The organism is Pseudomonas sp. SMV71, assembly GCF_052042015.1.
Lineage (GTDB): Bacteria > Pseudomonadota > Gammaproteobacteria > Pseudomonadales > Pseudomonadaceae > Aquipseudomonas.
Genome location: NZ_JBKGGU010000012.1, coordinates 155,829 through 181,783, shown reverse-complemented (window position 1 = coordinate 181,783; position 25,955 = coordinate 155,829). Strand labels below are relative to the sequence as shown.

The following is a 25,955-nucleotide window of genomic DNA, read 5'->3' as shown; positions in this document are numbered from 1 at the left end:
AAGGCGGCACTCAGATGGTCAGTGTCCAGTCGTAATCCACGATCAGCGGCGCATGCTGCGAGAACCGTGGCTGACGGGGCAGGCGAGCGCTGCGTACGAAGCGCCGCAGGCCTGGCGTCAGCAGTTGGTAGTCGAAACGCCAGCCGAGGTTGAGCATCTCGGCCTGTTCGTTATCCGGCCACCAGCTGTACAGGTCGCCCTCACGGCTGACCTCGCGCAGGGCATCGACATAGCCCATGTTGCCAATGATCTCGTCCATCCATGCCCGTTCCGGCGGCAGGAAGCCCGGGGATTGTTGGCTGTCGCGCCAGTTCTTGATATCCAGCTTCTGTTGCGCCACGTACAGCGAGCCACAGTAAATGTACTCGCGACGTTTGCGCCGCTGTTTATCCAGGTAACGGGCGAAATCGTCCATCAACTTGAATTTCTGATTCAAATCTTCATCGCCGTTCTGCCCCGAAGGAAGCAGTAAGGTCGCGATGCTGACCTTGTCGAAATCGGCTTGCAGGTAGCGCCCGTAGCGGTCCGCCGTCTCGAAACCGAGACCGTTGATGACAGCCTTCGGTTGCAGCCGCGAGTACAGAGCCACGCCACCCTGGGCGGGAACTTCGGCATCGCAGGCATAAAGGAAGTAACCATCCAGTTGGAAGGCTGCATCGTCCAGTTCAAAGGCGGAGGCGCGGGTGTCCTGCAGGCAGATGACGTCGGCATTCTGTGCTTGCAGCCAACTGAGCAAACCCCGCTCCACTGCAGCCTGAATACCATTGACGTTCACACTGATGATCCGCATAAATGGCCCCAAAAATCACGTGCGTGTATGATACACGGCGTGTACCTATTTAGCTAAATCCGCGGTATTTGAGGCTTTTTTTCATGCAGGCGTATCAGCGCGATTTCATTCGTTTTGCCATCGATCGCGGCGTTCTGCGCTTCGGTGAGTTCACCCTCAAGTCCGGGCGCACCAGCCCGTACTTCTTCAATGCCGGCCTGTTCAACAGCGGTTCGGCCCTGGCCCAGCTGGGTCGTTTCTATGCGGCGGCCATCGTTGAGAGCGGCATCCCGTTCGACGTGCTGTTCGGCCCAGCCTACAAAGGCATCCCCCTGGCCGCAGCCACTGCCGTTGCCCTGGCCGAACACCACGGCCGTGACCTGCCCTGGTGTTTCAACCGCAAGGAAGCCAAGGCCCATGGCGAAGGCGGGAGTCTGGTAGGCGCGCCGCTCACCGGTGAAGTGTTGATCATCGACGACGTGATCACTGCCGGCACTGCCATTCGTGAAGTGATGCAGATCATCGGCTCCCAGGACGGCGCCAAGGCCGCCGGCGTGCTGATTGCCTTGAATCGCCAGGAGCGCGGCAACGGCGAGTTGTCGGCGATTCAGGAAGTGGAGTGTGATTTCGGCATCCCGGTCATCAGCATTGTCTCGCTGAACCAGGTGCTGGAGTTCTTGGCCGATGATCCACAGCTCAAGCAGCATTTGCCGGCGGTTGAGGCTTATCGGGCGCAGTTCGGCGTCTGAAAAACGCTTCACCTGTGGTGAGAAAGTTTTTGTGGCGAGGGAGCTTGCTCCCGCTGGGGCGCGCAGCGGCCCTCGCTTTTCTTGGGGCCGCTTCGCAGCCCAGCGGGAGCAAGCTCCCTCGCCACAAGATATCCGGCTCCCGCCACAGGCGCATCCAGCCTATAAGGCGTGATAAAAAAAAAGACCCCGCCCAACCAGGTTGAGCGGGGTCTTTTTTTTTTGGGTGTCGTTTACGACCGCTTGCGATTGCTGATCAAAGTACCCACACCGGTATCGGTGAAGATCTCCAGCAGGATCGCATTGGGCACTCGACCATCGATGATCAGCGAACTGCCTACACCGCCCTGTACCGCTTCCAGCGCACAGCGGATCTTGGGCAGCATGCCGCCATAGATGGTGCCGTCCGCGATCAGGTCATCGACCTGTTGGGTCGACAGGCCGGTCAGGACCTTGCCCGACTTGTCCATCAAGCCGGCAATGTTGGTCAGCAGCATCAGTTTTTCAGCTTTCAGTGCTTCGGCAACCTTACCGGCGACCAGGTCGGCATTGATATTGTAAGACTCGCCGTTGGCACCCACGCCGATAGGTGCGATCACCGGGATGAAGTCGCCCTGGACCAGCAGGTTCAGCAGGTCGGTGTTGATGCCGACCACTTCGCCTACCTGGCCGATGTCGATGATTTCCGGCTGGGTCATTTCCGGCGTCTGGCGGGTGACGGTGAGTTTTTTCGCCCGGATCAGCTCGGCATCTTTACCGGTCAGGCCGATGGCGCTGCCGCCATGGCGGTTGATCAGGTTGACGATGTCCTTGTTGACCTGACCGCCCAAGACCATTTCCACCACATCCATGGTCTGCGCGTCGGTGACGCGCATGCCATCGATGAAGTGGCTTTCGATCGACAGACGCTTGAGCAGGTCACCGATCTGCGGGCCGCCACCGTGGACCACCACCGGGTTGATGCCCACGGCCTTCATCAGCACGATGTCGCGGGCGAAGCCGGTTTTCAGCTCCTCGCTTTCCATTGCGTTGCCGCCGTATTTGATCACCAGGGTCTTGCCGACGTAGCGTCGGATATAAGGCAACGCTTCGGACAGGACCTTGGCGGTATGGGCGGCGGCTTCGCGTTCGAGGGTCATTCAGGGCTCCGGTGATGCTTCAATGAATCAAAACGGTAGTTGGAGATCGGGTGCAACACGTTTGAGTTGGGCGTGGAACACATCCTTGATGCGCTGCAGTTCCGCTTCGTTGTCGGCCTCGAAACGCAGCACCAGCACCGGCGTGGTGTTGGATGCGCGAACCAGGCCCCAGCCTTGGGGATAGTCGACCCGTACACCGTCGATGGTGGTCAGTTCGGCGCCTTCGCCCCATTGAGCGTCGTGCAGTGCATCAATGATGCTGAATTTGCTCTCTTCGGTCACATGGATATTGATTTCCGGCGTAGAAATATCGTTCGGGAAGGTCGCGAACAGCTCTTCAGCGGTGGATTTTTCCTTGCTGAGGATTTCCAGCAGGCGCGCCGCGCTGTAGATGCCATCGTCGAAACCGAACCAGCGCTCCTTGAAGAAGATGTGGCCACTCATTTCGCCGGCCAGCAGCGCGCCGCTTTGTTTCATTTTCTTCTTGATCAACGAATGGCCGGTTTTCCACATCAGCGGGCGACCGCCGTATTCCTTGATCAGCGGGACCAGGCGGCGGGTGCACTTCACGTCGAAGATGATTTCTGCATCGGGGTTGCGCGCCACCACATCCTTGGCGAACAGCATCAACAGGCGGTCAGGGAACACGACGCTGCCGGTATTGGTTACCACGCCCACGCGGTCGCCGTCGCCGTCGAAGGCCAGGCCCACGTCAGCGTTGGTTTCCTTGACCTTGGCGATCAGGTCTTGCAGGTTTTCCAGCTTGCCCGGGTCCGGGTGGTGGTTGGGGAAGTTGCCATCCACGTCGCAGAACAGCGGGATCACTTCGCAATTGAGCGCTTCGATCAGTTGTGGCGCGATCACCCCGGCTGCGCCGTTGCCGCAGTCGACCACGACTTTCAGGCGGCGGGCGAGCTTCACGTCCTTGACGATTTCGTCACTGTAGCGGTCGAGGATGTCGACCTTGGTGATGCTGCCCTCGCCGCTGCTCAGGTCATTGGTCTTGAGGCGCGTGTGCAACGCCTGGATCTGCTCGTTGGCCAGGGTGTCACCGGCGATGACGATCTTGAAGCCGTTGTAGTTCGACGGGTTGTGGCTGCCGGTAAGCATCACGCCGGATCTGCCGGCCAGTACGTTGGCGGCGTAGTACAACGCCGGGGTCGGGACCAGGCCAACGTCGCTGACGTGGCAACCGCTGTCGGCAATGCCCTTGATCAGTTGCTCGACCAGTTCAGGACCGGACAAGCGGCCATCGCGGCCAACGGACACATTCGGCTCGCCCTGGGCCAGGCTTTGTGAGCCAATGGCGCGGCCGATCCAGTAGGCGGTTTCGCCGGTGAGGGTTTCCGGTACCACGCCACGGATGTCGTAGGCGCGGAAGATGCTGTCAGGGAAGATCGGGGCGATTGCGGCTGGGGTGTTCATGGGCGGGCGCTCTATCAGGAAAGTGACTGGACAGGCCGACAACGGGCGTCGGCAGGCTCAAGCTGAAGGGTATGACGGCGTTTTTGACAGAGAGTTCGTGGTGGGAAAATGCCATGAGACAGCGTTACCCCGGCCTCGCTCGCCTAATACCTTGATTCCGGATGGGAAACCTAGCAGAAAGCCATTGCGCATTTTGTAGCCCTGAAACAGAAGCTTAATAGTTGGGCCGGGCAGGACACCCGGCCTGAGTCGTTTGGATCAGTGGGTCCCGGAATGTCCGAAACCGCCTGCGCCGCGCTGGCTCTCGTCGAATTCCTGCACCAGCTCGAAATGCGCCTGGACCACCGGTACCAGCACCAACTGGGCAATGCGCTCGCCCACGGCGATGTTGAACGCGGTTTGCCCACGGTTCCAGCACGACACCATCAGTTCGCCCTGGTAATCGGAGTCGATCAGCCCCACCAGGTTACCCAGCACGATACCGTGCTTATGTCCCAGGCCCGAGCGCGGCAGAATCAGCGCGGCCAGGCCCGGATCACCGATATACACCGACAGGCCGGTGGGGATCAGCAGGGTCTGGCCCGGTTCCAGGAGGGTGTCTTGCTTGAGCATTGCCCGCAGGTCGAGGCCGGCAGAGCCTGGCGTGGCGTACTGCGGCAGCGGGAATTCGCTGCCGAGGCGGGGATCGAGAATCTTGGCTTGTAGAGCGTGCATGAAAATTAAACCTGGTTCAGCCGTTCGGCGATGAAAGTGATCAGTTGGCGGGCGATCTTGCCCTTGCTGGTCTGGGCGAAAAGGGTGGCGTGCAACTGGCGGTCGATCACGCTGCAGGCGTTCTCTTCACTGTTGAAGCCGATGCTCGGGTTGGCGACGTCGTTGGCCACGATCAGGTCCAGGTTCTTGTCCTGGAGCTTGCGCGCGGCGTAGTCGAGCAGGTTTTCGGTTTCGGCGGCGAAGCCGACACTGAAGGGGCGGTCGGGGCGGGTGGCGATGGTGGCAAGGATGTCCGGGTTGCGCACCATTTGTAATAGCAGGCCGTCGCCGCTCGTAGGGTCTTTCTTCAATTTTTGCGGGGCAACGACCTCGGGACGGTAGTCCGCCACCGCCGCCGAGGCGATGAACAAGTCGCAGGGGATCGCGGCTTCGCACGCCGCGAGCATGTCCCGGGCGCTGACCACATCGATTCGGGTGACTCGATCCGGTGTTGGCAGGTGCACGGGTCCTGTGATCAGCGTGACCCGGGCGCCGGCTTCAACGGCGGCTTCGGCCAGGGCGAAGCCCATTTTTCCGGAGCTGTGGTTAGTGATGTAGCGCACCGGGTCGATGTTTTCCTGGGTCGGGCCGGCGGTGATCAGCACGTGCTTGCCGGTCAGGGCCTGGCGCTGGAAGCAGTCGGCGGCGCACTGGGCCAGGTCGTTGGCTTCGAGCATGCGGCCCATGCCCACATCGCCGCAGGCCTGGCTGCCGGAGGCGGGACCGAAGACTTTCAGGTCGCGGCTTTCGAGCAACTGGAGATTGGCCTGGGTGGCCGGATCGCGCCACATGGCCTGGTTCATGGCCGGTGCGACAGCGACCACCGCGTCGGTGGCGAGCACCAGGGTGGTCAGCAAGTCGTCGGCGATGCCTTGGGCCAGGCGGGCGATCAAATCGGCGGTGGCCGGTGCGATCAAGACCAGGTCGGCCCACTTGGCCAGCTCGATATGGCCCATGGCGGCTTCCGCCGCAGGGTCGAGCAGGTCCAGGTGGACCGGGTGGCCGGAGAGCGCCTGCATGGTCAGCGGGGTGATGAACTCACTGCCGCCGCGGGTCATGACAACCCGCACTTCCGCGCCCTGGTCGATAAGCCGGCGAACCAGCTCGGCGCTCTTGTAGGCGGCGATGCCGCCGCCGACGCCCAGAACGATGCGTTTCCGATACAGCCGCTGCATAGGCCTGCCTTTCGATTTCAGTGGTCAGTGCGAGGCAAACCCCGTGGCAACAGCGGGCCAGGAGGCAAATCGCCTGCAAAAAAGATGGGCTACGATATCACAGCGACCGCTATGGAACAGCGGCGCGCCACTGACCAGGAGGTCCTATGAGTATTCGTGATTGGCCGGCGGCCGAGCGCCCGCGGGAGAAGTTGTTGGAATTGGGTTCGGCGAGCCTTTCGGATGCCGAACTGTTGGCGATCTTCCTGCGTACCGGTGTGTCCGGCAAAAGCGCGGTAGACCTGGCGCGACACCTATTGCATCAATTCGGTTGCCTGCGGGGTCTGCTGGAAGCCGATTTACGTACCTTCAGCGCGCAACTGGGGCTGGGCCCGGCGAAATTTGCCCAGTTGCAAGCGGTCCTGGAAATGGGGCGCCGGCACTTGGCCGAGGATTTGCGGCGAGAGTCGGTGCTGGAGAGCCCGCTGGTGGTGCGTGATTATCTCAAGGCCATGTTGCGCCACGAACCCCATGAAGTGTTCGGCTGCCTGTTCCTCGATTCCCGGCACCGGGTGCTGGCCTACGAAGCGCTGTTTCGCGGTTCCATCGACAGCGCCAGTGTCTATCCACGGCAAGTGGTCAAGCGCGCCCTGGCCCACAACGCCGCCGCGCTGATCCTCTGTCACAACCATCCTTCCGGCAACACCGAACCCAGCCAGGCCGATCGGGTGCTCACCGAGCGGCTGCAAGAGGCGTTGGAGCTGATTGACGTGCGGGTGCTCGACCACTTCATTGTCGGCGACGGGGAGCCGTTGTCGATGGCGGAGTATGGCTGGATGTGAAGCGGCTGCAAGCTTCAGGCTTCAAGCGGCAAGCTTCAAGCTTCAAGCTTCAAGCTTCAAGCTTCAAGCTTCAAGCTTCAAGCTTCAAGCGGCAAGCTAGAGACCTGTGAGTCGCTTGCAGCTTGTAGCTTACGGCTTGAAGCTGATTTTCGAATAATCCTGGCGACCAAACGGGCTTACCGAATAACCCTGGACGTCCTTGCGCGTGAGGGCGAAGGCGGTCGGGTGGGCCAGCGGTAGCCACAAGGCCTGCTGCTGGATCTGTGCCTGGGCCTGTTCATAGAGCTTGGCGCGCACGCCTTGCTCGCCGGTGGTCTTGCCGGCGCTGATCAGCTTGTCCAGGTCCGGGTTGCAGTAACGGGCAAAGTTGGTCCCGGACTTGACCGCCGCGCAGGAAAACTGCGGCGTGAGGAAGTTGTCCGGGTCGCCGTTGTCGCCGGCCCAGCCCATGAAGAGCAGGTCATGCTCGCCGGCCTTGGCGCGGCGGATCAGTTCGCCCCATTCGATCACCCGAATCTCTGCCTGGATGCCGATTTCCGCCAGGTCCGATTGCAACAGCTGCGCGCCAAGGCTCGGGTTGGGGTTCAGCAGGCTGCCGGAAGGACGGGTCCAGATGGTGGTCTGGAAACCTTCCTTCAAACCGGCCTTGGCCAGCAGTTCGCGGGCTTTGGCCGGGTCGTGGGCGTAGCCTGGCAGGTTCTTGGCGTAGCTCCAGGTGTTCGGCGGGTAGGGGCCTTTAGCCGCTTCGGCGGTGCCTTCGAAGACTGTCTTGAGGTAGCTGGCCTTGTCGAAGGCCAGATTGATGGCTTGTCGCACCTCGGGCTTGTCCAACGGTGGATGTTGGCTATTGATCGCGACGAACGCGGTCATGAAAGCGTCGGTCTGGGCGACGTTGAGCGTAGGCTCCTGTCGAGCGGCCTGCACATCCAGTGGCTTGGGCGACAGGGCGATCTGGCATTCATTACGCCGTAGTTTCTGCAAGCGCACATTGGCGTCGGGGGTGATGGCGAAGATCAGCGGGTCCACCTGGGGCTTGCCACCAAAATAAGCATCGTTGGCCTTGTAGCGGATCGAGGCGTCTTTCTGGAACCGACTGAAGATGAACGGGCCGGTGCCGATCGGCTGGCTGTTGAGTTTCTCCGGCGTGCCGGCTTTCAGTAGCAGATCGGCGTACTCGGCTGAATAGATCGAGGCGAACCCCATGCTCAAGGTCGCCAGGAAGGTCGAGTCGGCGTGGTCGAGGGTGAAGCGCACGGTCAGCGGGTCCAGGGCGTCGATCTTCTTGATCAGCGACGGCAGCTGCATGGATTGCGCGTGGGGGAAGCCGCTCTGGGCGACTTGATGCCAAGGGTTTGCCGGGTCGAGCATGCGTTCGAAGCTGAACTTCACGTCCTCGGCGGTCAGGTCGCGGCGAGGCGTGAAATACTCGGTGCGGTGAAACTTGACCTGCGGATGCAGTTTGAACACGTAGGTCAGGCCATCGGTCGAGACTTCCCAGTGCTCGGCCAGGCTCGGGACGACTTTACCGCTGGCGGTGTCGAAGTCCACCAGGCGATTCATCAGCACATCGGCAGAAGCGTTGGTGGTCGTCAGCGAATTGTACTGGACCACATCGAACCCTTCCGGGCTGGCCTCGGTACACACACTCAGGGCGGCTGCCTGGGCCAACGGGCTGATCAGCAGAGGGGCGAGCAACAATGGTAGGGCAGCGAGGCGCATGAGCAGTTTCCTTGTGCAAGTCGAAGGCCCATCTGCTAGTGCAGTCTGGAAAAGGCCTACCCTAGTGGGCTCGCTGGCAAATGACTATCCCCTTTTTGCATTTTCCGGCACCCTGCGCCGGGCATGGGCGGCTCCAACCCGCCGCGAGGCTGTAAAAACATTTTGCAGCGACGAGCGGTCACGGGCTGCGCCAGCCTTGGCCCCAGCCGCCCGGTGCGGTTGAGCGGTGGTTTTCCAGAAAGACAAATCACATCGGCTGTTGTTGCGCTGTGGTCTTTCTGGTATAAAGCAGCGCTCTTTTCTAGGGGCCCGGTTCCTTCACTGTAGGTGTAGCCGGTAAGACCCTTAAAGAAACGCGGCGCCTGGCGCCAAATGACTGAGAGATTAAGCGGCCAACCCATGCCGGGTTGGGCATGTGGTTTTAGAGGGCTGAGGCATGTCTAGAGTCTGTCAAGTTACCGGTAAGGGTCCGGTGACTGGGAATAACATTTCCCACGCAAACAACAAAACCCGTCGTCGTTTCCTGCCGAACCTGCAGCATCACCGCTTCTGGGTTGAGTCCGAGAAACGTTTTGTACGTCTGCGCGTATCTGCCAAGGGCATGCGTATCATCGACAAGCGCGGCATTGATGTCGTGCTGGCCGAACTTCGCCGCGATGGCAAGGTTTAAGGGAGCTAATCATGCGTGAATTGATTCGTTTGATCTCGAGCGCCGGTACTGGTCACTTCTACACTACCGACAAGAACAAGCGTACTACCCCGGACAAAATCGAGATCAAGAAATATGATCCGGTTGTTCGCAAGCACGTGATCTACAAGGAAGGCAAAATCAAGTAATTGATTTTCCTTCTTGAGAAAAAGGCCCGTATCGCGAGATACGGGCCTTTTTTGTTGCCGCTTGGTTGGTGACGGCGTGGATCAGCCGCAGCTCACGCCGATGATGATTCGGTCGGCGTTGGTTTGCAGGTTGATGCGTCGGGGGCGCAGATCCCAGCTTGAAGGGTATTTGGGGCCTGTAGCTCGGACGGGCGCTCCATTGGCCAAGGCGCGAACCTCTTCGAGCAACTCAGGGGTGCATTTCTGGCCGATGGTGTACTGGGCGATGGCGAGATCGCATTGATCGGGTAACACGGGCATATTGCCTCCTTGCATTAATCAGGTTAGAGCGCTCACTTGGCGGCCTGGCCGCACATCCTGTGCGAACCCGGTGCGACGATAGAATTCGTGGCGCCGCAGGCAGTCTCGTTGGTCTGACGGGCCATTGACCAGCGAAAGAGTGTCAACTTCCTTTTCGGAGGGATTCAAGCCTTCTGTTCGAACACCACATAAATCTTGCGGCACGGCTCCAGCACTTCCCACGTGCCCTTGAAGCCCGCCGGGATCACGAAGCGGTCGCCGGCCCGCAGCGTCTTGGCATTGCCGTCGTTGTCCCGCAACACCGAAACACCCTGAACGATTTCGCAGTATTCATGCTCGGTGTAATTGACTGTCCACTGGCCGACTGCACCTTCCCATACCCCGGCATTCATTTGGCCGCACGGGCTGTTGTAATGGTTGAACACGGCCTGTTCGGGGTCGCCCTTGAGTACCTTGGCCGGATCCGGGCGATAGCGGTCGGCGGCAGTAATGGCCTGGCTGAAATCGACGATGTCCTGGATGCTCATGCGGTAATCCCCGGTAATGACGGCGCGAATGGCTGGAAGAGCCAGAGTCTATGTTTATTAAAACGAACATCGCAAGGCTGTTTGCTGGCCCTGTGTCAAATATATTGAAACATGACCAGCCGCTGGTTTAGGGTGGCGGGTGCCTGTTGCCTTTAACAGTGCCTGATCCAGGCAGGCCGGGCAGATTTCTCAAAGCGCTACGCACCGGGTGCGTGGCGTTCTTACTCAATAAGAGGAGGACACACGCATGACCACCCTGACTCGTGCCGACTGGGAGCAACGCGCCCGCGACCTGAAGATCGAAGGCCGCGCCTTCATCAACGGCGAATACACCGATGCGGTGTCCGGCGAAACCTTCGATTGCGTAAGCCCAGTCGACGGTCGCCTGCTGGGCAGGATTGCCAGTTGCGACGTTGCCGATGCCCAACGTGCCGTCGAGAATGCCCGCGCCACCTTCAATTCCGGCGTCTGGTCACGCCTGGCGCCCAGCAAGCGCAAAGCCACCATGATTCGTTTCGCCGGCCTGCTCAAGCAGCACGCCGAAGAACTGGCCCTGCTCGAAACCCTGGACATGGGCAAGCCGATCAGCGACTCGCTGAATATTGACGTCCCTGGCGCGGCCCAGGCATTGAGCTGGAGCGGCGAGGCCATCGACAAGATTTATGACGAAGTGGCGGCCACTCCCCACGATCAGCTGGGCCTGGTGACTCGTGAGCCAGTGGGTGTGGTAGGCGCAATCGTGCCGTGGAATTTCCCGTTGATGATGGCGTGCTGGAAGCTCGGCCCGGCGCTGTCCACCGGTAACTCGGTGGTGCTCAAGCCGTCGGAAAAATCCCCGCTGACCGCCATCCGTATCGCTGCCCTGGCCATCGAGGCCGGCATCCCGAAAGGCGTCCTCAACGTGCTGCCCGGCTACGGGCATACCGTCGGCAAGGCCCTGGGCCTGCACATGGACGTGGATACACTGGTGTTCACCGGTTCGACCAAGATCGCCAAGCAACTGATGGTGTACTCCGGCGAGTCGAACATGAAACGCGTCTGGCTGGAAGCGGGCGGCAAGAGCCCGAACATTGTGTTCGCCGACGCGCCGGACCTGCAGGCTGCCGCCGAATCGGCCGCCAGCGCCATCGCCTTCAACCAAGGCGAGGTGTGCACGGCCGGTTCGCGCCTGTTGGTGGAACGCTCGATCAAGGACACTTTCCTGCCGCTGGTAGTTGAAGCCCTCAAGGGCTGGAAGCCGGGTAACCCGCTGGACCCGGCGACCAACGTCGGCGCCCTGGTGGACACGCAGCAGATGAATACCGTGCTCTCGTACATCGAGGCCGGTCACAGCGACGGCGCCAAGTTGGTGGTAGGCGGCCAGCGGATCCTCGAGGAAACCGGCGGCACTTATGTCGAGCCGACGATCTTCGACGGCGTGAGCAACGCCATGAAGATCGCCCAGGAAGAGATTTTCGGCCCGGTGTTGTCGGTGATCGCCTTCGACACCGCCGAAGAGGCCATCCAGATTGCCAACGACACGCCCTACGGCCTGGCCGCCGCGGTATGGACCCGGGACATTTCCAAGGCCCACCTCACCGCCAAGGCCTTGCGCGCGGGCAGCGTATGGGTCAACCAATACGACGGTGGCGACATGACCGCGCCGTTCGGTGGCTTCAAGCAATCGGGCAACGGCCGCGACAAGTCGCTGCACGCGTTCGACAAGTACACCGAACTGAAAGCGACCTGGATCAAGCTGTAAAAACCGAGCCGGTTATTGCCCTTGTGGGAGCGAGCCTGCTCGCGATAGCGGTATGACAGTCGACACCTGTGTTGAATGTTGCCCCGCCATCGCGAGCAGGCTCGCTCCCACATTGACCGGGGCGGTTGCAGTTTTTATGACGGACACAGATCTTCTGTGGGAGCGAGCTTGCTCGCGATAGCGGTATGACAGTCGACCTCTGTTGTTGAATGTTGCCGCGTCATCGCGAGCAGGCTCGCTCCCACATTGCTTTGAGTGAAGCCGTCACTGTCCACAGGAGCGTGGAAAATGCGTTGGGCGACCTATTTTGCCGTGCTGGCGTCGGTCTTGAGTGTCGGCCTGGCCCTGGGCGTGAGCATGCCGTTGGTGTCGCTGCGGCTTGAAGGTTGGGGCTATGGGTCGTTCGCTATCGGCGTGATGGCGGCCATGCCTGCCGTGGGCGTGTTGCTGGGGGCCAAGGTGTCGAGCCGGCTGGCGGCGCGGTTCGGCACGGCGGCGTTGATGCGCCTGTGCCTGTGGGGCGGCGCGCTGTCTATAGCGTTGCTGGCGCTGTTGCCCAGTTATCCGGTCTGGCTGCTGCTGCGCCTGGTGATTGGCGTGGTCCTGACTCTGGTGTTCATCCTCGGCGAGAGCTGGATCAACCAACTGGTTATCGAACAATGGCGCGGGCGGTTGGTCGCTCTGTATGGCAGCAGCTACGCCCTGAGCCAGTTGTCCGGCCCCTTGTTGCTGGGTGCGCTGGGAACTGATCACGACTACGGCTTCTGGGTAGGCGTCGGTCTGTTGCTGGTCGCGCCATTGCTGTTGCTGGGTCGTAGCGGCGCACCGAGCAGTGAGGCCGGCAGCGTGACCCTCGGCGATCTGTGGGCCTTTTGCCGAGGCCTGCCGGCTATCGCCTGGGCGGTCTCGTTGTTCGCTGCGTTCGAGGCGATGATCCTGACCTTGCTGCCGGTTTATTGCCTGCGCCAGGGTTTCAGCGCCGATGTTGCGCTGGTGATGGTCAGTACCGTGGTGGTCGGTGACGCCTTGTTGCAATTGCCCATCGGTGCTTTGGCCGATTACCTGTCCCGCCGGGCCCTGTTCGGCGGGTGCGCGGTGGCGCTGACACTGTCGAGCCTGGCCGTTCCGCTGTTGATCGACACCTGGTTGATCTGGCCGTTGTGGGTGTTGTTCGGCGCCAGTGCTGGAGGGTTGTTTACCTTGTCGTTGATTCTGATCGGCGAGCGCTACCGCGACGATGCGCTGGTGCGGGCCAACGCTCACATCGCGCAATTGTGGGGAATCGGTTGCCTGATCGGTCCGTTGGCGGCGGGTGCGGGCAGCCAGTGGATCAGCGGGCATGCGCTGCCGCTGTTCATGGCGGTGGGGGCGTTCGGCCTGGTGCTGCTGCTTTTACGACAAGGGGCGTTTGGGGCGACTCAGCCTGCTTGATCACCGAAATCCTGTGGCGAGGGAGCTTGCTCCCGCTGGGCTGCGAAGCGGCCCCAAAAAGCTCGGGACCGCTGCGCGCTCCAGCGGGAGCAAGCTCCCTCGCCACGGGAACGTATTCATCTCAAACAATTTCTCAGGACTACAGCATCCGCTCCAGTCCGATAGTCGTGGCAAACCAGGCATTGAACCGACGCCACCAGCTGCCCGGCTCGCGGTCCAGTTCGTGCTGTTTTCCGTTGTCTTCGGTGGTCCAGACCAGTTTTCCATCTTCCAGCCTGGCCTGATAGCTCAGGGCCGGCGCCATGCCTTGCAAGGCCAGTTCACGCACCTGCGCGGCGAGTTCAGGGCTGTCCACCAGTACGCCGACTTCGGTGTTCCAAAGTACCGAGCGCGGGTCGAAGTTGAACGAGCCGATGAATGATTTCTGCTGGTCAAAAATGATCGCCTTGCTATGCAGGCTGGAGCCCGATTCGCCGTAGGACTTGCTGTAGAACAGGTGCGGGCTGCTGCCTTTGTCCCCCGGTTGTCGCCGCAATTCGTACAGCCGTACGCCATGCTCCAGCAGGGCCTTGCGATACGGCGTGTAGCCGCCGTGCACCGCCGGCACATCGGTGGCTTCCAGGGAGTTGGTCAGGAGGCTCACCGAAACCCCGGCATCGGCGCGGCTGGTCAGGTACACCAGGCCCGGTTGGCCGGGAACGAAATAGGCGGAAATCAGGATCAGCTCTTTGCTGACGCCTGTCAGCTCCGGTGCCAGTTGGGTGGTCAGCAGCAATTGCGGATCCGGCTCGTCCTTGCTCAAGACTTTGCTGGGTGCGTCCCACAGCGCCTTGTTCCAGGCCCAGATTAACTGGCTGCGCCAGATGTCTAGGCGTGGTTGGGTCCGATAGGCGGTCAGTTGGCGATAGAGCGCCTGGTTTTCCCTGTGGGTCTGCTCCAGGGACTGCTGCAGGCGCAGGCGGCTGTCGGCCAGGTCCTGCGGTGTCGGGCGATGGGACAGAAACTGCTCGACCGGCTTGCTCAAAGCGCTGTTCCAGTATTGGTCGAAGCCGTGGCCCAACTGTTCGGCGACCGGCCCGACGCCGAGCAGGTCGATGTCGGTGAAGTTCAGGTTGGGTTCGGCGTCGAAATACTCGTCGCCCAGGTTGCGCCCGCCGACGATCGCCATGCTGTTGTCCGCCAGCCATAACTTGTTGTGCATCCGCCGGTGTTGCAGCGACAGGTTGAACAGCCGTCCGAGGCCACGGGTCACGCCGGTGGCGCGGCCCAGGTGCAGCGGATTGAACAGGCGTATCTGAATGTTGGGGTGGGCGCCGAGGGTCGCGATGGTCTCTTCCTGTCCGTCGCTGGTGGTGTCGTCCAACAGGATCCGCACGCGAACGCCACGGTCGGCGGCCTTGAGCAGTTCATCCACCAGCATTCGTGTGCTGATGCCGTCATGCACGATGTAGTACTGCAGATCCAGGCTGCGCTGGGCGTGGCGGATCAGCTCGGCTCGGGCGGTAAACGCTTCGGTGCTGTCAGAGAGCAATCGAAAGCCCGAACGACCTTCATGGGGCGCGGCCTGGGCCTGGACCGATCGACCGAATGCCGATTCGCTGGCCGGCAGCGCCTGGGAAGGCTCACGAGTGACATCAAGGCTGGCGCATCCCCCCAGTAGCGAGGCGACCAGCAATAGTGCAGGCAGGATGGGTCTGGATCTCACGTAGGATCGTTCCGCTTGTTTGCGTTGATCGGTTATTGGCTGCTGCGTCCCTGCGTAAGGTTCAGACGACGTCGCGCTGGGTTTCGTTCAACAGCGCCATGGCGGCGGCGCCCACCTTGCGCACGGCCTCTTCGATCTGGGCTGTCGGCTTGGCAGCGTAGTTCATCCGCAGACAATTGCGATACTTGCCGGAGGCCGAAAAAATGCTGCCGACGGCGACTTGTACGCCTTGGTCATGCAAGACCCGATTGAGCTTGAGCGTATCGAAGCCGTCGGGCAGTTCGATCCACAGCATGAAGCTGCCCCGCGGTCGACTGGCGCGGGTGCCCTGGGGGAAATAGCGGCTGACCCAGTCGATCATCACGTCACGATTGCGCTGGTACTGCGTGCGCATCCGCCGTAAGTGCGGTTCGAAGTGCCCACCCTTGAGAAATTCGGCGATGGCGATCTGCGGTTGCGGCGCGGTGGAGCCCGTGCTGATGTATTTCATGTGCAACACCCGCTCCAGGTACCGCCCCGGAGCGACCCAGCCGATTCGCAGGCCCGGTGCCAGCGTCTTGGAGAACGAACTGCAGAGCAGGACGCGGCCATCCTCGTCGAAGGATTTGATGGTGCGCGGTCGCGGGTAGGTGTAGGCCAATTCCCCATACACATCATCTTCGATAATCGCTACATCGAAGCGCTGGGCCAGGGTCAACAGGGCGCGCTTGTTGGCCTCGGGCATGATGTAGCCCAATGGATTGTTGCAACTGGGGGTCAACTGTATGGCCTTGATCGGCCATTGCTCCAACGCCAGTTCCAGCGCCTCCAGGCTGATGCCGGTGAGCGGGTCGGTGGGGATTTCCAGGGCCTTCATGCCCAGGCCCTTGAGGGTTTGCATTGCCCCGTGAAAGCTGGGGGAATCCACCGCGACGATATCGCCTTGCTCGCAAGTGGCGCGGATGCTCACCGACAGCGCCTCGTGACAGCCTGTGGTGATAATCAGGTCACCGGGGCCGAACTGGCAGCCGGAGTCAAGCGACAACCGGGCGATCTGTTCGCGCAAGGCGAGGTTGCCGTAGATGTTGTCGTAATACAGGCCTGGCATGTCTTGTCGACGGCTGATCTGCGCCAGGCTGCGCAGCAGCGGCTTCATGGTCGGCGAATTGATGTCCGGCATGCCGCGCCCCAGTTGCACCACGTCTTTGCGCGGTACCGCGCGGATCAGCTCCAGCACTTGGTCCCACTGGGAAATGTCCACGGGTCGTTGGGCCGGGCGGCCCACCACCGGCAAGTCCGGCAGCTCCCGGCTGGGCGGGACGAAATAGCCGGATTTGGGTTTCGGCATCGCCAGCCCGCTGTCCTCCAGTACGCGGTAGGCCTGCTGCACCGTACTCAGGCTGACCCCATGTTCCGTACTGAGCGCGCGAACCGAAGGCAGACGATCACCGGGACGGTAGAAACCTTGTTCGATGCGGGTTCCGAGCAGTTCGGCGAGGTTTACGTAGAGGGTCATGCAGCGCTCCCGGTGTGGTGGAACAAGCGACCCATACAGTTGGGTCGGAAAAGGACAATTCAGTCGTAGAGACACGCAATCTGTATGCACATAAAAGATACGGGTTGAATCTGTATCGATTTTCGTCGTCCGCGCATCATGAAACCTCTGGCTACCCAAGTAAACAGGAGCGATTAAAATGAACGGCTTGAGCGATGTGCGGCTGACGTTACACAGCCAGGAACTGGCAGTGGGACAGGAAAAGGAACTGCGCAGCGCGACACTGCGCAATGCGCCTGCCTGTCTGAGTCGCTGGGACCTGTTCTGGCATCGTCTGCATACACGCAAGGCCTTGTTGGAACTGACACCCGAACAGTTGCGCGACATCGGCCTGAGTCGGGAGCAGGCGCGGGAGGAAGCGCTCAAGCCGTTCTGGCGGTTGTAAGACGCCCGTCAGTCGAGCACAGAACCTGTGGCGAGGGAGCTTGCTCGCGCTCGGTTGCGCAGCGACCGCAATATCCAGGGCCGCTTCCAAGGCGTCGGACCGTCCCAGAGGGAGCAAGCTCCCTCGCCACAATTGATCAAACCAACTCTTTCAACCGATGCCACAACATCCCCAGCGCCAACAACGGCGAGCGCAGATGCTTGCCGCCAGGGAATGTCATGTGCGGCACCCGGGCGAACAGATCAAAGCCGCCACTGTGCTGCCCACTGATGGCTTCGGCCAATAATTTGCCGGCCAGGTGCGTGGCGTTCACGCCATGGCCGGAATAGGCCTGAGCGTAATACACATTGGGTTGGTCCTTGAGCCGGCCGATCTGCGGCAGGCGGTTGGCGCCGATCCCGATCATCCCGCCCCATTGATAATCGATTTTCACGTTTGCCAGTTGTGGGAAGACCTTGAGCATCTTCGGCCGCATGTAGGCGCCGATGTCCTGCGGGTCGCGGCCGGAGTAGTGGCAAGCGCCGCCGAACAGCAGGCGGCGGTCCGCTGACAGCCGGTAATAATCCAGCGCCACTCGCTGGTCACAGACCGCCATGTTCTGCGGCAACAAGGCCTGGGCCTGTGCCTGGCTCAGGGGCTCGGTCGCAATGATGTAGCTGCCGGCAGGCAATACCTTGCCGCTGAGTTCCGGGTTCAGGCCGCTGAGGTATGCGTTGCAGCCCAGTACCAACGTCTTGGCGCGGACAGAGCCTTGCTGGGTATGCACCTTCACTTGCGGGCCGTAGTCGATGCGCGTCACCGCCGATTGCTCGAACAGCCGGACTCCCATTTGTTGCGCGGCGGCGGCTTCACCCAAAGCCAGGTTCAGCGGATGCAGATGCCCCGAGCCCATGTCGATCAGGCCGCCGACGTAGCGGTCCGAACCCACCACGCTGTGCATCTCGTGGGGTTGCAGCAGCCGGGTCTGATGGCGATAACCCAGGCTACGCAGTTCCTCGGCGTCTTCGGCGAAGCCTTCCAGGTCGGCAGGCTTGTTGGCGAGGTCGCAGTAGCCCCAGGTAAGGTCGCAAGGGATCTGAAAACGCTCTATGCGCTGTCGGACGATCTCCACCGCTTCCAGCCCCATGAGTTTCATCTGACGCACGCCTTCGGTGCCGATCACCGGGGCGAACTGATCGAGGCCATGACCGACCCCGCGGATCAGCTGGCCGCCGTTGCGCCCGCTGGCGCCCCAGCCGATTTTGTGAGCCTCCAGCAACACTACATTCATGCCGCGTTCGGCCAGTTCGATTGCCGTGTTCAGCCCGGAAAACCCGCCACCAACCACACAGACATCCGCCACCAGTTCGCCTTGCAGCAACGGATGGTCCGGTTGCGGCAGGCTGCTGGCGGCGTAATAGGAGGCGGCGTGCGCGTGGCTCGGGACCGGTTGCTGAACACGGGCGTTCATGTGCGTAATCCTGATTTTTTGTGTTTGAGAAATTTTACGGAGCATAAGCCGTGGCTTCGTCCATGGGCAACAGTGGTCGGCCGGCGCTGTCTGGCCCGGGGCTTTTAAGGCAAAATTCAGGACAGTCCCACCTCGGTAACGGTCTCGATGAGTTGCAACGGTCAGAAAATTCGCACGCTGCGCCAGCAGATTCCCTCGTTCGAATGTGTGCCGGGTTGCCACGACTGCTGTGGACCGGTGACCACCTCGCCGGAAGAAATGGCCCGCCTGCCGCGCAAAACCCGCGCCGAGCAGGACGCCGCCCTGGAGGCGCTCGACTGCGTGCATCTGGGGCCCAACGGTTGCACGGTGTACGACGAGCGCCCGCTGATCTGCCGCCTGTTCGGCACCACGGCAAGCTTGCCGTGCCCCAACGGCCGGCGACCGGTGGAGTTGATACATCCGCGGGTCGAGAAGCAGATTCATGAATACATGGCTGCCAATCGCCAGGTGTTGGTCTGACTGGTTGTTCGGCAGGTTTACCGGGTCGACGCCATCGCGAGCAGGCTTGCTCCCACAGGGATGCGGTGCTCGCCACAGATCAAATGTGGGAGCGAGCCTGCTCGCGATGAGGGCAACGCAGATTTCAGTCTGGAATCGGCAGGTTCAGGCTTTCCTTCACCTCTTCCATCACGATATAGCTCTTGGACTCGCGCACATGGGGCAGCTTGAGCAGGATGTCGCCCAGCAGCTTGCGGTATGACGCCATTTCGGAAATTCGCGCCTTCACCAGATAGTCGAAATCCCCGGACACCAGGTGACATTCCAGCACGTGGGGCAATTTCAGTACGGCGCGGCGGAACTCCTCGAACGTGTCGCCGGATTTGTAATCGAGGCTGATCTCGACGAACACCAGCAGGCTGCCCTTCAGGTGCTGCGGATTGAGCCGGGCGTTGTAGCCCATGATGATCCCTTCGCGCTCCAGGCGCCGCACCCGCTCGGTGCAAGGCGTGGTCGACAGGCCGACCTTTTCCCCCAGTTCAGTGAAGGAGATCCGCCCGTCCGCCTGGAGGATGCGCAGGATGTTGCGGTCGATCTTATCCAGCTCCCGCTTGGTCTGGGTATTGGTACGCACAGGTGATGCGCCTCCGTGAAAAGGGTTTACGCCGAGAATTCTCGCCAAATATAAGCAGTTATATAGTGAAAAGCACTGGTTGATCTTTTTTACACTGCGCGCATCTAAGCTTTGTATATCAAACGTCAGCGGTTCTCCGCGATGAGGGTTTCAACATGCGCGTTCTGGTCTTGGGTAGCGGCGTTATCGGTACCGTCAGTGCTTACTATCTGGCCCGTGCCGGGTTTGAGGTGGTGGTGGTCGACCGTCAGCCGGCGCCTGCCATGGAAACCAGCTTCGCCAACGCCGGGCAGGTATCGCCGGGGTATGCCTCACCGTGGGCCGCGCCGGGTGTGCCGCTCAAGGCCATCAAGTGGTTGCTGCAGCGCCATGCACCCCTGGCAATCAAGGCCACCGCCGACATCGACCAGTACCTGTGGATGGCGCAGATGCTGCGCAACTGCACCGCCAGCCGCTATGCGGTCAACAAGGAACGCATGGTGCGCCTGTCCGAGTACAGCCGTGACTGCCTCGACGAGTTGCGTGCCGAAACCGGCATCGCCTACGAAGGTCGCAGCCTGGGGACTACCCAACTGTTCCGCACCCAGGCCCAGCTCGACGGCGCGGCCAAGGACATCGCCGTGTTGAAAGAGTCCGGCGTGCCGTTCGAAGTCCTCGACCGTGCGGGTATCGCTCGCGTCGAGCCGGCCCTGGCGAATGTCACCGATATTCTGGCCGGTGCCCTTCGGCTGCCCAACGACCAGACCGGCGACTGCCAGATGTTCACGACACGCCTGGCGGAAATGGCCGTGAAGCTGGGTGTGCAGTTCCGTTTTGGCCAAGATATCCAGCGCCTGGATTTCGCCGGTGACCGCATCAATGGCGTCTGGATCGACGGCAAGCTGGAAACCGCCGATCGCTACGTCCTGGCCCTGGGCAGCTATTCGCCGCAACTGCTCAAGCCCCTCGGGATCCGTGCGCCGGTGTATCCGCTCAAAGGTTATTCGCTGACCGTGCCGATCACCGATCCGGCCATGGCCCCGACCTCGACCATTCTCGACGAAACCTACAAGGTGGCGATCACCCGGTTCGACAACCGTATCCGCGTGGGCGGCATGGCGGAAATCGCCGGTTTTGATCTGTCCCTCAACCCGCGTCGACGCGAAACCCTGGAGATGATCGTCAACGACCTTTATCCTCGCGGCGGCGATCTGACCCAGGCCAGTTTCTGGACCGGTTTGCGTCCCACCACTCCGGACGGTACGCCGATCGTGGGGGCGACCCCGTTCAAGAATCTGTTCCTGAACACCGGACACGGTACCCTCGGATGGACCATGGCCTGTGGTTCCGGTCGTCTGTTGGCGGACCTGATGGCGAAGAAAAAGCCGCAGATCAGCGCCGAAGGCCTCGATATTTCCCGTTATGGCAGCAAACACCAGGAGTCTGCGAAACATGTCAGTCCAGCGCCAGCTCACCAATGAGCGCATGAGCCAGATCGTCGTGCACAACGGCACCGTTTATCTGGCGGGGCAGGTCGGCGACGACATGACAGCCGGGATCGAGCAGCAGACCCGCGAAACCCTTGCCAACATCGAGCGTTTGCTCGACCTGGCCGGGACCGACAAGACGCGTCTGTTGTCGGTCACCATTTATCTGAAGGACATCGAGGCACATTTTGCCGGCATGAATGCGGTGTGGGACCAGTGGCTGCCCAAAGGCGTCGCCCCGGCCCGCGCCACGGTGGAAGCCAAGCTGTGTGAGCCGCAGATTCTGGTGGAGCTGTCTGTCGTCGCGGCGCTGCCTTAGTCCTCAGCAAGATCCCTCTCCCGGCGCTGTTGGTGGTTCGCACTGTCAGCCAGCGCCGGTTTTTTATTCATGACCGCCTAGAAGCCTGCCGCCATGCGTCCTGCCCGTGCCCTGATCGATCTTCAAGCCTTGCGTCACAACTACCAACTGGCCCGCGAGGTCACCGGGGCCAAGGCCCTGGCGGTGATCAAGGCTGATGCCTATGGGCACGGTGCGGTGCGCTGCGCCGAGGCGCTGCAAGATCTGGCGGACGGGTACGCCGTGGCCTGCATCGAGGAGGCCCTGGAACTGCGGGCCGCCGGGATTCGCGGGCCGGTCCTGCTTCTCGAAGGGTTCTTCGAGGCCGATGAGCTGCCCTTGATCGTCGAGCACGATTTTTGGTGCGTGGTGCATTCGCTGTGGCAGCTCGAAGCGGTCGAACGTGCAAACCTGAGCAAGCCGATCACGGTCTGGCTCAAGCTCGATTCCGGCATGCATCGGGTCGGTCTGCACCCGGCGGACTACCAGGCGGCCTACCGTCGCCTGCTCGCCAGCGGCAACGTGGCGAAAATCGTCCTGATGAGCCACTTCGCCCGCGCCGATGAGCTGCATGATCCGAGCAGCACCCAACAGCTCGCCGTATTCGAGGCGGCCCGCCAGGGGCTGGCGGCGCAGATCAGCCTGCGCAATTCGCCCGCGGTGTTGGGCTGGCCGCAGATTCCGAGCGACTGGGTGCGCCCGGGCATCATGCTGTATGGCGCCACGCCGTTCGATGAGCCCAATGCCGTTGCCTCGCGCCTGCAACCGGTGATGACCCTGGAGTCCAGAATCATCAGCGTGCGCGAATTGCCCGCCGGCGAACCGGTGGGCTACGGCGCACGTTTCGTCACCACCGGACCGACCCGGGTCGGGGTCGTCGCGATGGGATATGCCGACGGCTATCCGCGCCAGGCCCCTACCGGTACTCCGGTGCTGGTGGACGGGCAGCGCAGCCAACTGGTCGGGCGGGTGTCGATGGACATGCTGTGCGTCGACCTGACCCACATCCCCCAGGCCGGGCTCGGTTCGACCGTGGAGCTATGGGGCAAGAATGTGCTCGCCAGTGACGTCGCCAAGGCCGCCGATACGATTCCCTACCAGATTTTCTGCAACCTGCGGCGGGTGCCACGGCTCTATTCCGGGGGCTGACGCAGGACGCGCCTGACCGAAAGTCGCTTCACCGCACAGGATTCGGGTCAAAGTGTTGTAAATACTGAACGCTGTCGCCATGATAACGCTCACTTTCCTCACAACCTGATTCCCCTGGAGGCTCCAGCATTGGACGTCGGTGAACGACTGCAAGCCATTCGTAAACTCAAAGGCCTTTCCCAGCGTGAACTCGCCAAACGCGCGGGCGTCACCAACAGCACCATTTCGATGATCGAAAAGAACAGCGTCAGCCCCTCGATCAGCTCGCTGCGCAAGGTCCTGGGTGGGATTCCCATGTCCATGGTCGAGTTTTTCTCCGAAGAAATCCTCCAGGAGAAACCGACTCAGATTGTCTACAAAGCCAATGAACTGATCGACATCTCCGACGGCGCCGTGACCATGAAGCTGGTGGGCAGGGCGCATCCGAGCCGGGCGATTGCCTTCCTCAATGAAATCTATCCGCCTGGCGCCGACACCGGTGACGAGATGCTCACCCATGAAGGCGAGGAGACCGGGATTGTGGTGGAAGGGCGGTTGGAATTGGTGGTGGGCAGCGAGACCTTCGTGCTCGAAGCGGGCGACAGCTACTATTTCGAAAGCACCAAGCCTCACCGTTTCCGCAATCCGTTCGATGTGCCGGCGCGACTGATCAGCGCAGCCACGCCGGCCAATTTCTAAGAAACATGGCGCCGAGCCCGGATGGCAAGGCGCCTTGGGGGTAAGTGGGTCGCGACCGATAAGACCCTTGCGACTTTAGGGTTGTTTCAGTGTGACAGGCTTACCGCTATACTTGCGCCCGCCTGCAAACCGTGGCCGCAGGCGTGACTAGCCACCATTGAGGGTGTACGCGTGAACCTAATTATGAAAATGCTGGCTGCACCAGCAACCGTATTGGCCCTTTGGGCTGCGAGCGCTCAAGCGGCGCCCACCGATGAAATCGCCAAACGTCTTGAACCTGTCGGCCAGGTTTGTGTTCAGGGCCAGGAATGCAAGGGCATGGAAGTGGCTACTGCGGCTGGCGGCGCTGGCGGTGCGAAGGCACCGAAAGATGTCATTGCCAAACATTGCAACGCTTGCCACGGCACCGGCCTGCTGGGCGCACCTAAGATTGGTGACAAGGCCGCGTGGAAAGAGCGCGCCGACCACCAGGGCGGCCTCGACGGCATCCTGGCCAAGGCCATCACCGGCATCAACGCCATGCCGCCTAAAGGCACCTGCGCCGACTGCTCGGATGACGAGCTCAAAGGCGCCATCAAAGAGATGTCCGGGCTGTAATCTCCCGGCGTCCAGCGCGAAAAAAGCCGCTTGCGAGCGGCTTTTTTGTGCCCGATATTTTTCTGGGCTGTTCATCGCAACCAAGACCCGGCAAGCTCGGTCCAACCCACATTCATGGAATGTCCAGGAGGGTCGGATGGTGCAGTTGTGCTCAATCGAACAGGCGGTGGACGAGGTGCTGGAGCGCCTGCCCGCGCATATCCACCTCGGCATGCCGTTGGGGCTGGGCAAACCGAACCTGTTCGCCAACGCCCTGTACCGGCGCATCGCACAGCTGCCCGAGCGGCAACTGACCATCTATACCGCCCTGAGCCTGGGCCGGCCGAACCTCGGCGATGGCTTGCAGAAGCGCTTCATCGAGCCGTTCATCGAGCGGGTTTTCGGCGATTACCCTGAACTGGACTACCTCGGCGATCTGCACCGTGACAGCCTGCCGGCCAACATTCGCGTTGAGCAGTTCTTCATGCAGCCCGGCAGCCTGCTGCACAGCACGACAGCCCAGCAGGACTATGTCAGCAGCAACTACAGCCACGCGGCCCGGGACATCAATGCCGCCGGTTTGAACCTGGTGGCGCAACTGCTGGCGAGCGACCCGCAGCACCCGGATCGCCTGAGTCTGAGCTGCAACCCGGACATCACCCTGGATCTGCTGCCGATGATCGCCAAGCGGCGGGCGGCCGGGGAAACCATCCTCATGGTCGGCCAGGTGCACAGTGACCTGCCCTACATGCCCGGGGACGCGGAAGTCGGCATCGATGATTTCGACCTGTTGATCGATGAGAAAGACAGCCACACGTTGTTTTCCACGCCGAACATGCCGGTGGGCTTCCAGGATCATTTCATTGGCCTGCACGCCAGTGCCCTGGTGCGCGACGGCGGTACGTTGCAGATCGGCATCGGTTCCATGGGCGATGCCTTGACGGCGGCGCTGCTGGCGCGCCAGGCCGATAACTCGGGTTACCGGGCCTTGCTGGCTGACTTGAACCTGAGCCAGTGGGCGCAGTTGATCGAACGCGAAGGCGGGGTCGAGCCGTTTGCCAAAGGCCTATACGGATGCAGTGAAATGTTCGTCAACGGTCTGTTGGTGCTGGCCGAGGCCGGGATCATCCGCCGCAAGGTCTACCCCGACGTGCCGACCCAGGAGCAGGCCAACGCCGGCACCCTCGATGAGGCGGCGCAGCCCGACGGCATCTGCATCCACGGTGGGTTCTTCCTGGGCCCGCGCAGTTTCTACGAGCGCCTGCGCGAATTGCCCCAGGGCCGGCGCCTCGAATTCAACATGACCCGCATCAGCTACATCAACGAACTGTACGGTCAGGAACAGCTCAAGCGCCTGCAACGCGTCGATGCCCGCTTCATCAATACGGTTTTCACCATGACCCTGTTGGGCGCCGGGGTGGCGGATCAGTTGGAAGACGGGCGGGTCCTCAGCGGCGTGGGCGGGCAATACAACTTCGTTGCCCAGGGCCATGCGCTGGAGGGCGGTCGATCGATTCTGCTGCTGCGCAGTTGGCGCGAAGCCGGTGGCGAGATCAGCTCGAACATTGTCTGGGAGTATGGCCACTGCACGATCCCGCGGCATCTGCGGGACATCGTGGTGACCGAGTACGGCATCGCCGACCTGCGCGGCAAGACGGATGCCGCAGTCATCGAGGCGTTGCTGAATATCAGTGATTCGCGCTTCCAGCCAGGGCTGATCGAACGGGCCCAGAATGCCGGCAAACTGCCGAAGGATTTCCGTCTCGACCCGCGCTTCGCCGACAACACCCCGCAACGTTTACAGGCGATCCAGGCCCGGCATCCGAACCTGTTTCCGGAGTATCCGCTGGGTTGCGATTTCGACGCGGTAGAGCGCGATCTTTTGAGGGCGCTGAACTGGCTCAAGAGCAAGTTCAAGCTCACTGAAATGCTCGAACTGGGCAAGGCTGCGCTGGATGCGCCGGAGGCTGCTGCGTACCCCGAACATCTGGAGCGGATGCAACTGGCGATCCCGGAGGGGCTGAAGGACGAGCTGGCCCAGCGGTTGTTACTGGCGGGGTTGAAGGCTACTGCGCAATAAGGACTGATCCGGGACCCCTTGTGGGAGCGAGCCTGCTCGCGATAGCGGTGTGTCAGTCAAATAGACATTGGCTGATCCACCGCTATCGCGAGCAGGCT

General features: G+C 61.5%; 25 protein-coding genes and 1 pseudogene. 14 read left to right on the top strand and 12 right to left on the bottom strand.

Features of this window, described 5'->3' with window-relative positions; translation table 11 throughout:
• Positions 1–10 precede the first annotated feature (10 nt).
• Positions 11–790, bottom strand: coding sequence for an exodeoxyribonuclease III (locus ACLEJQ_RS14815; protein ID WP_440796145.1), 780 nt, complete (start codon positions 788–790; stop codon positions 11–13).
• Between the two features lie 83 nt (positions 791–873).
• Between ACLEJQ_RS14815 and pyrE the strand changes: the two genes are divergently transcribed.
• On the top strand, positions 874–1,518 hold the full coding sequence (pyrE, locus tag ACLEJQ_RS14810) for an orotate phosphoribosyltransferase (protein ID WP_440796143.1): 645 nt from the start codon (positions 874–876) through the stop codon (positions 1,516–1,518).
• Positions 1,519–1,748: 230 nt separating this feature from the next.
• Here the strand turns inward: pyrE and argB are convergent, their stop codons facing one another.
• The 4 genes and pseudogenes from argB to coaBC all read right to left on the bottom strand — a co-directional run bounded on the left by argB (position 1,749) and on the right by coaBC (position 6,007).
• A complete protein-coding gene (gene argB, locus ACLEJQ_RS14805; protein ID WP_440796141.1) occupies positions 1,749–2,654 on the bottom strand; it encodes an acetylglutamate kinase in 906 nt (301 codons plus the stop codon).
• A gap of 27 nt (positions 2,655–2,681) precedes the next feature.
• Positions 2,682–4,097 (bottom strand): annotated as a pseudogene (locus ACLEJQ_RS14800) (phosphomannomutase/phosphoglucomutase); the annotation flags it as partial.
• A 240-nt stretch (positions 4,098–4,337) separates the two neighbouring features.
• Positions 4,338–4,793, bottom strand: a complete 456-nt coding sequence (gene dut, locus ACLEJQ_RS14795; RefSeq protein ID WP_440796139.1) for a dUTP diphosphatase — start codon at positions 4,791–4,793, stop codon at positions 4,338–4,340.
• 5 nt (positions 4,794–4,798) lie between these two features.
• Entirely contained in the window at positions 4,799–6,007 is a 1,209-nt protein-coding gene (gene coaBC, locus ACLEJQ_RS14790; protein ID WP_245139833.1) for a bifunctional phosphopantothenoylcysteine decarboxylase/phosphopantothenate--cysteine ligase CoaBC, read from the bottom strand.
• A 146-nt stretch (positions 6,008–6,153) separates the two neighbouring features.
• On the opposite strand from coaBC, the gene radC reads away from it, so the two are divergent.
• The gene (gene radC / locus ACLEJQ_RS14785; RefSeq protein ID WP_440796136.1) at positions 6,154–6,828 is read left to right on the top strand and encodes a RadC family protein; all 675 of its coding nucleotides are present in this window, start codon (positions 6,154–6,156) and stop codon (positions 6,826–6,828) included.
• A 129-nt stretch (positions 6,829–6,957) separates the two neighbouring features.
• On the opposite strand, the gene ACLEJQ_RS14780 is transcribed toward radC, so the two are convergent.
• Complete coding sequence (locus tag ACLEJQ_RS14780) at positions 6,958–8,547, bottom strand: ABC transporter substrate-binding protein (protein WP_440796134.1); 1,590 nt, start codon at positions 8,545–8,547, stop codon at positions 6,958–6,960.
• A gap of 436 nt (positions 8,548–8,983) precedes the next feature.
• On the opposite strand from ACLEJQ_RS14780, the gene rpmB reads away from it, so the two are divergent.
• Entirely contained in the window at positions 8,984–9,217 is a 234-nt protein-coding gene (gene rpmB, locus ACLEJQ_RS14775; protein WP_007921114.1) for a 50S ribosomal protein L28, read from the top strand.
• An 11-nt stretch (positions 9,218–9,228) separates the two neighbouring features.
• Positions 9,229–9,384, top strand: coding sequence for a 50S ribosomal protein L33 (gene rpmG, locus ACLEJQ_RS14770; RefSeq protein ID WP_003177274.1), 156 nt, complete (start codon positions 9,229–9,231; stop codon positions 9,382–9,384).
• Positions 9,385–9,465: 81 nt separating this feature from the next.
• Here the strand turns inward: rpmG and ACLEJQ_RS14765 are convergent, their stop codons facing one another.
• The gene (locus ACLEJQ_RS14765) at positions 9,466–9,684 is read right to left on the bottom strand and encodes a peptidase inhibitor (RefSeq protein ID WP_440796132.1); all 219 of its coding nucleotides are present in this window, start codon (positions 9,682–9,684) and stop codon (positions 9,466–9,468) included.
• A gap of 164 nt (positions 9,685–9,848) precedes the next feature.
• The gene (locus ACLEJQ_RS14760; RefSeq protein WP_440796130.1) at positions 9,849–10,211 is read right to left on the bottom strand and encodes a cupin domain-containing protein; all 363 of its coding nucleotides are present in this window, start codon (positions 10,209–10,211) and stop codon (positions 9,849–9,851) included.
• Between the two features lie 247 nt (positions 10,212–10,458).
• Between ACLEJQ_RS14760 and ACLEJQ_RS14755 the strand changes: the two genes are divergently transcribed.
• Positions 10,459–11,952 carry an aldehyde dehydrogenase gene (locus tag ACLEJQ_RS14755; RefSeq protein WP_440796128.1) on the top strand — a complete coding sequence of 498 codons (1,494 nt, stop codon included), beginning with the start codon at positions 10,459–10,461 and terminating at the stop codon, positions 11,950–11,952.
• Between the two features lie 288 nt (positions 11,953–12,240).
• Positions 12,241–13,383 (top strand): MFS transporter, encoded by a 1,143-nt coding sequence (locus ACLEJQ_RS14750; RefSeq protein WP_440796126.1) that lies wholly within the window; start codon positions 12,241–12,243, stop codon positions 13,381–13,383.
• Between the two features lie 139 nt (positions 13,384–13,522).
• On the opposite strand, the gene ACLEJQ_RS14745 is transcribed toward ACLEJQ_RS14750, so the two are convergent.
• Entirely contained in the window at positions 13,523–15,088 is a 1,566-nt protein-coding gene (locus tag ACLEJQ_RS14745; protein WP_440796124.1) for a phospholipase D family protein, read from the bottom strand.
• 61 nt (positions 15,089–15,149) lie between these two features.
• Positions 15,150–16,583, bottom strand: coding sequence for a PLP-dependent aminotransferase family protein (locus tag ACLEJQ_RS14740; RefSeq protein ID WP_440796122.1), 1,434 nt, complete (start codon positions 16,581–16,583; stop codon positions 15,150–15,152).
• Between the two features lie 178 nt (positions 16,584–16,761).
• On the opposite strand from ACLEJQ_RS14740, the gene ACLEJQ_RS14735 reads away from it, so the two are divergent.
• Complete coding sequence (locus tag ACLEJQ_RS14735) at positions 16,762–17,007, top strand: DUF1127 domain-containing protein (RefSeq protein WP_440796120.1); 246 nt, start codon at positions 16,762–16,764, stop codon at positions 17,005–17,007.
• Positions 17,008–17,143: 136 nt separating this feature from the next.
• Here the strand turns inward: ACLEJQ_RS14735 and ACLEJQ_RS14730 are convergent, their stop codons facing one another.
• Positions 17,144–18,457 carry an NAD(P)/FAD-dependent oxidoreductase gene (locus ACLEJQ_RS14730; protein WP_440796118.1) on the bottom strand — a complete coding sequence of 438 codons (1,314 nt, stop codon included), beginning with the start codon at positions 18,455–18,457 and terminating at the stop codon, positions 17,144–17,146.
• A gap of 147 nt (positions 18,458–18,604) precedes the next feature.
• Between ACLEJQ_RS14730 and ACLEJQ_RS14725 the strand changes: the two genes are divergently transcribed.
• Positions 18,605–18,958, top strand: coding sequence for a YkgJ family cysteine cluster protein (locus tag ACLEJQ_RS14725; RefSeq protein ID WP_440796116.1), 354 nt, complete (start codon positions 18,605–18,607; stop codon positions 18,956–18,958).
• A gap of 124 nt (positions 18,959–19,082) precedes the next feature.
• Here the strand turns inward: ACLEJQ_RS14725 and ACLEJQ_RS14720 are convergent, their stop codons facing one another.
• Positions 19,083–19,571, bottom strand: coding sequence for an Lrp/AsnC ligand binding domain-containing protein (locus ACLEJQ_RS14720; protein ID WP_003206849.1), 489 nt, complete (start codon positions 19,569–19,571; stop codon positions 19,083–19,085).
• A 155-nt stretch (positions 19,572–19,726) separates the two neighbouring features.
• Between ACLEJQ_RS14720 and dadA the strand changes: the two genes are divergently transcribed.
• The 6 genes from dadA (at position 19,727) to ACLEJQ_RS14690 (ending at position 25,857) form a co-directional block, all read left to right on the top strand.
• Positions 19,727–21,031 carry a D-amino acid dehydrogenase gene (gene dadA / locus ACLEJQ_RS14715; protein ID WP_440796115.1) on the top strand — a complete coding sequence of 435 codons (1,305 nt, stop codon included), beginning with the start codon at positions 19,727–19,729 and terminating at the stop codon, positions 21,029–21,031.
• Entirely contained in the window at positions 21,003–21,356 is a 354-nt protein-coding gene (locus ACLEJQ_RS14710; RefSeq protein WP_440796113.1) for a RidA family protein, read from the top strand. The genes dadA and ACLEJQ_RS14710 overlap by 29 nt, the downstream gene beginning before the upstream one ends.
• Before the next feature lie 93 nt (positions 21,357–21,449).
• Positions 21,450–22,523: an alanine racemase gene (gene alr, locus ACLEJQ_RS14705; RefSeq protein WP_440796111.1), complete on the top strand. Its 1,074-nt coding sequence runs from the start codon at positions 21,450–21,452 to the stop codon at positions 22,521–22,523.
• 129 nt (positions 22,524–22,652) lie between these two features.
• On the top strand, positions 22,653–23,201 hold the full coding sequence (locus ACLEJQ_RS14700; RefSeq protein ID WP_440796109.1) for a cupin domain-containing protein: 549 nt from the start codon (positions 22,653–22,655) through the stop codon (positions 23,199–23,201).
• A 183-nt stretch (positions 23,202–23,384) separates the two neighbouring features.
• A complete protein-coding gene (locus ACLEJQ_RS14695) occupies positions 23,385–23,798 on the top strand; it encodes a c-type cytochrome (protein ID WP_440796107.1) in 414 nt (137 codons plus the stop codon).
• Positions 23,799–23,934: 136 nt separating this feature from the next.
• The gene (locus ACLEJQ_RS14690; protein WP_440796105.1) at positions 23,935–25,857 is read left to right on the top strand and encodes an acetyl-CoA hydrolase/transferase C-terminal domain-containing protein; all 1,923 of its coding nucleotides are present in this window, start codon (positions 23,935–23,937) and stop codon (positions 25,855–25,857) included.
• Positions 25,858–25,955: the final 98 nt, after the last annotated feature.

Excerpts from the sequence above, each read along its gene's own strand:
- ACLEJQ_RS14815 (WP_440796145.1), bottom strand. The coding sequence starts at position 790 with ATGCGGATCATCAGTGTGAACGTCAATGGTATTCAGGCTGCAGTGGAG.
- pyrE (WP_440796143.1), top strand. The coding sequence starts at position 874 with ATGCAGGCGTATCAGCGCGATTTCATTCGTTTTGCCATCGATCGCGGC.
- argB (WP_440796141.1), bottom strand. The coding sequence starts at position 2,654 with ATGACCCTCGAACGCGAAGCCGCCGCCCATACCGCCAAGGTCCTGTCC.
- dut (WP_440796139.1), bottom strand. The coding sequence starts at position 4,793 with ATGCACGCTCTACAAGCCAAGATTCTCGATCCCCGCCTCGGCAGCGAA.
- coaBC (WP_245139833.1), bottom strand. The coding sequence starts at position 6,007 with ATGCAGCGGCTGTATCGGAAACGCATCGTTCTGGGCGTCGGCGGCGGC.
- radC (WP_440796136.1), top strand. The coding sequence starts at position 6,154 with ATGAGTATTCGTGATTGGCCGGCGGCCGAGCGCCCGCGGGAGAAGTTG.
- ACLEJQ_RS14780 (WP_440796134.1), bottom strand. The coding sequence starts at position 8,547 with ATGCGCCTCGCTGCCCTACCATTGTTGCTCGCCCCTCTGCTGATCAGC.
- rpmB (WP_007921114.1), top strand. The coding sequence starts at position 8,984 with ATGTCTAGAGTCTGTCAAGTTACCGGTAAGGGTCCGGTGACTGGGAAT.
- rpmG (WP_003177274.1), top strand. The coding sequence starts at position 9,229 with ATGCGTGAATTGATTCGTTTGATCTCGAGCGCCGGTACTGGTCACTTC.
- ACLEJQ_RS14765 (WP_440796132.1), bottom strand. The coding sequence starts at position 9,684 with ATGCCCGTGTTACCCGATCAATGCGATCTCGCCATCGCCCAGTACACC.
- ACLEJQ_RS14760 (WP_440796130.1), bottom strand. The coding sequence starts at position 10,211 with ATGAGCATCCAGGACATCGTCGATTTCAGCCAGGCCATTACTGCCGCC.
- ACLEJQ_RS14755 (WP_440796128.1), top strand. The coding sequence starts at position 10,459 with ATGACCACCCTGACTCGTGCCGACTGGGAGCAACGCGCCCGCGACCTG.
- ACLEJQ_RS14750 (WP_440796126.1), top strand. The coding sequence starts at position 12,241 with ATGCGTTGGGCGACCTATTTTGCCGTGCTGGCGTCGGTCTTGAGTGTC.
- ACLEJQ_RS14740 (WP_440796122.1), bottom strand. The coding sequence starts at position 16,583 with ATGACCCTCTACGTAAACCTCGCCGAACTGCTCGGAACCCGCATCGAA.
- ACLEJQ_RS14735 (WP_440796120.1), top strand. The coding sequence starts at position 16,762 with ATGAACGGCTTGAGCGATGTGCGGCTGACGTTACACAGCCAGGAACTG.
- ACLEJQ_RS14730 (WP_440796118.1), bottom strand. The coding sequence starts at position 18,457 with ATGAACGCCCGTGTTCAGCAACCGGTCCCGAGCCACGCGCACGCCGCC.
- ACLEJQ_RS14725 (WP_440796116.1), top strand. The coding sequence starts at position 18,605 with ATGAGTTGCAACGGTCAGAAAATTCGCACGCTGCGCCAGCAGATTCCC.
- dadA (WP_440796115.1), top strand. The coding sequence starts at position 19,727 with ATGCGCGTTCTGGTCTTGGGTAGCGGCGTTATCGGTACCGTCAGTGCT.
- ACLEJQ_RS14710 (WP_440796113.1), top strand. The coding sequence starts at position 21,003 with ATGTCAGTCCAGCGCCAGCTCACCAATGAGCGCATGAGCCAGATCGTC.
- alr (WP_440796111.1), top strand. The coding sequence starts at position 21,450 with ATGCGTCCTGCCCGTGCCCTGATCGATCTTCAAGCCTTGCGTCACAAC.
- ACLEJQ_RS14695 (WP_440796107.1), top strand. The coding sequence starts at position 23,385 with ATGAAAATGCTGGCTGCACCAGCAACCGTATTGGCCCTTTGGGCTGCG.
- ACLEJQ_RS14690 (WP_440796105.1), top strand. The coding sequence starts at position 23,935 with ATGGTGCAGTTGTGCTCAATCGAACAGGCGGTGGACGAGGTGCTGGAG.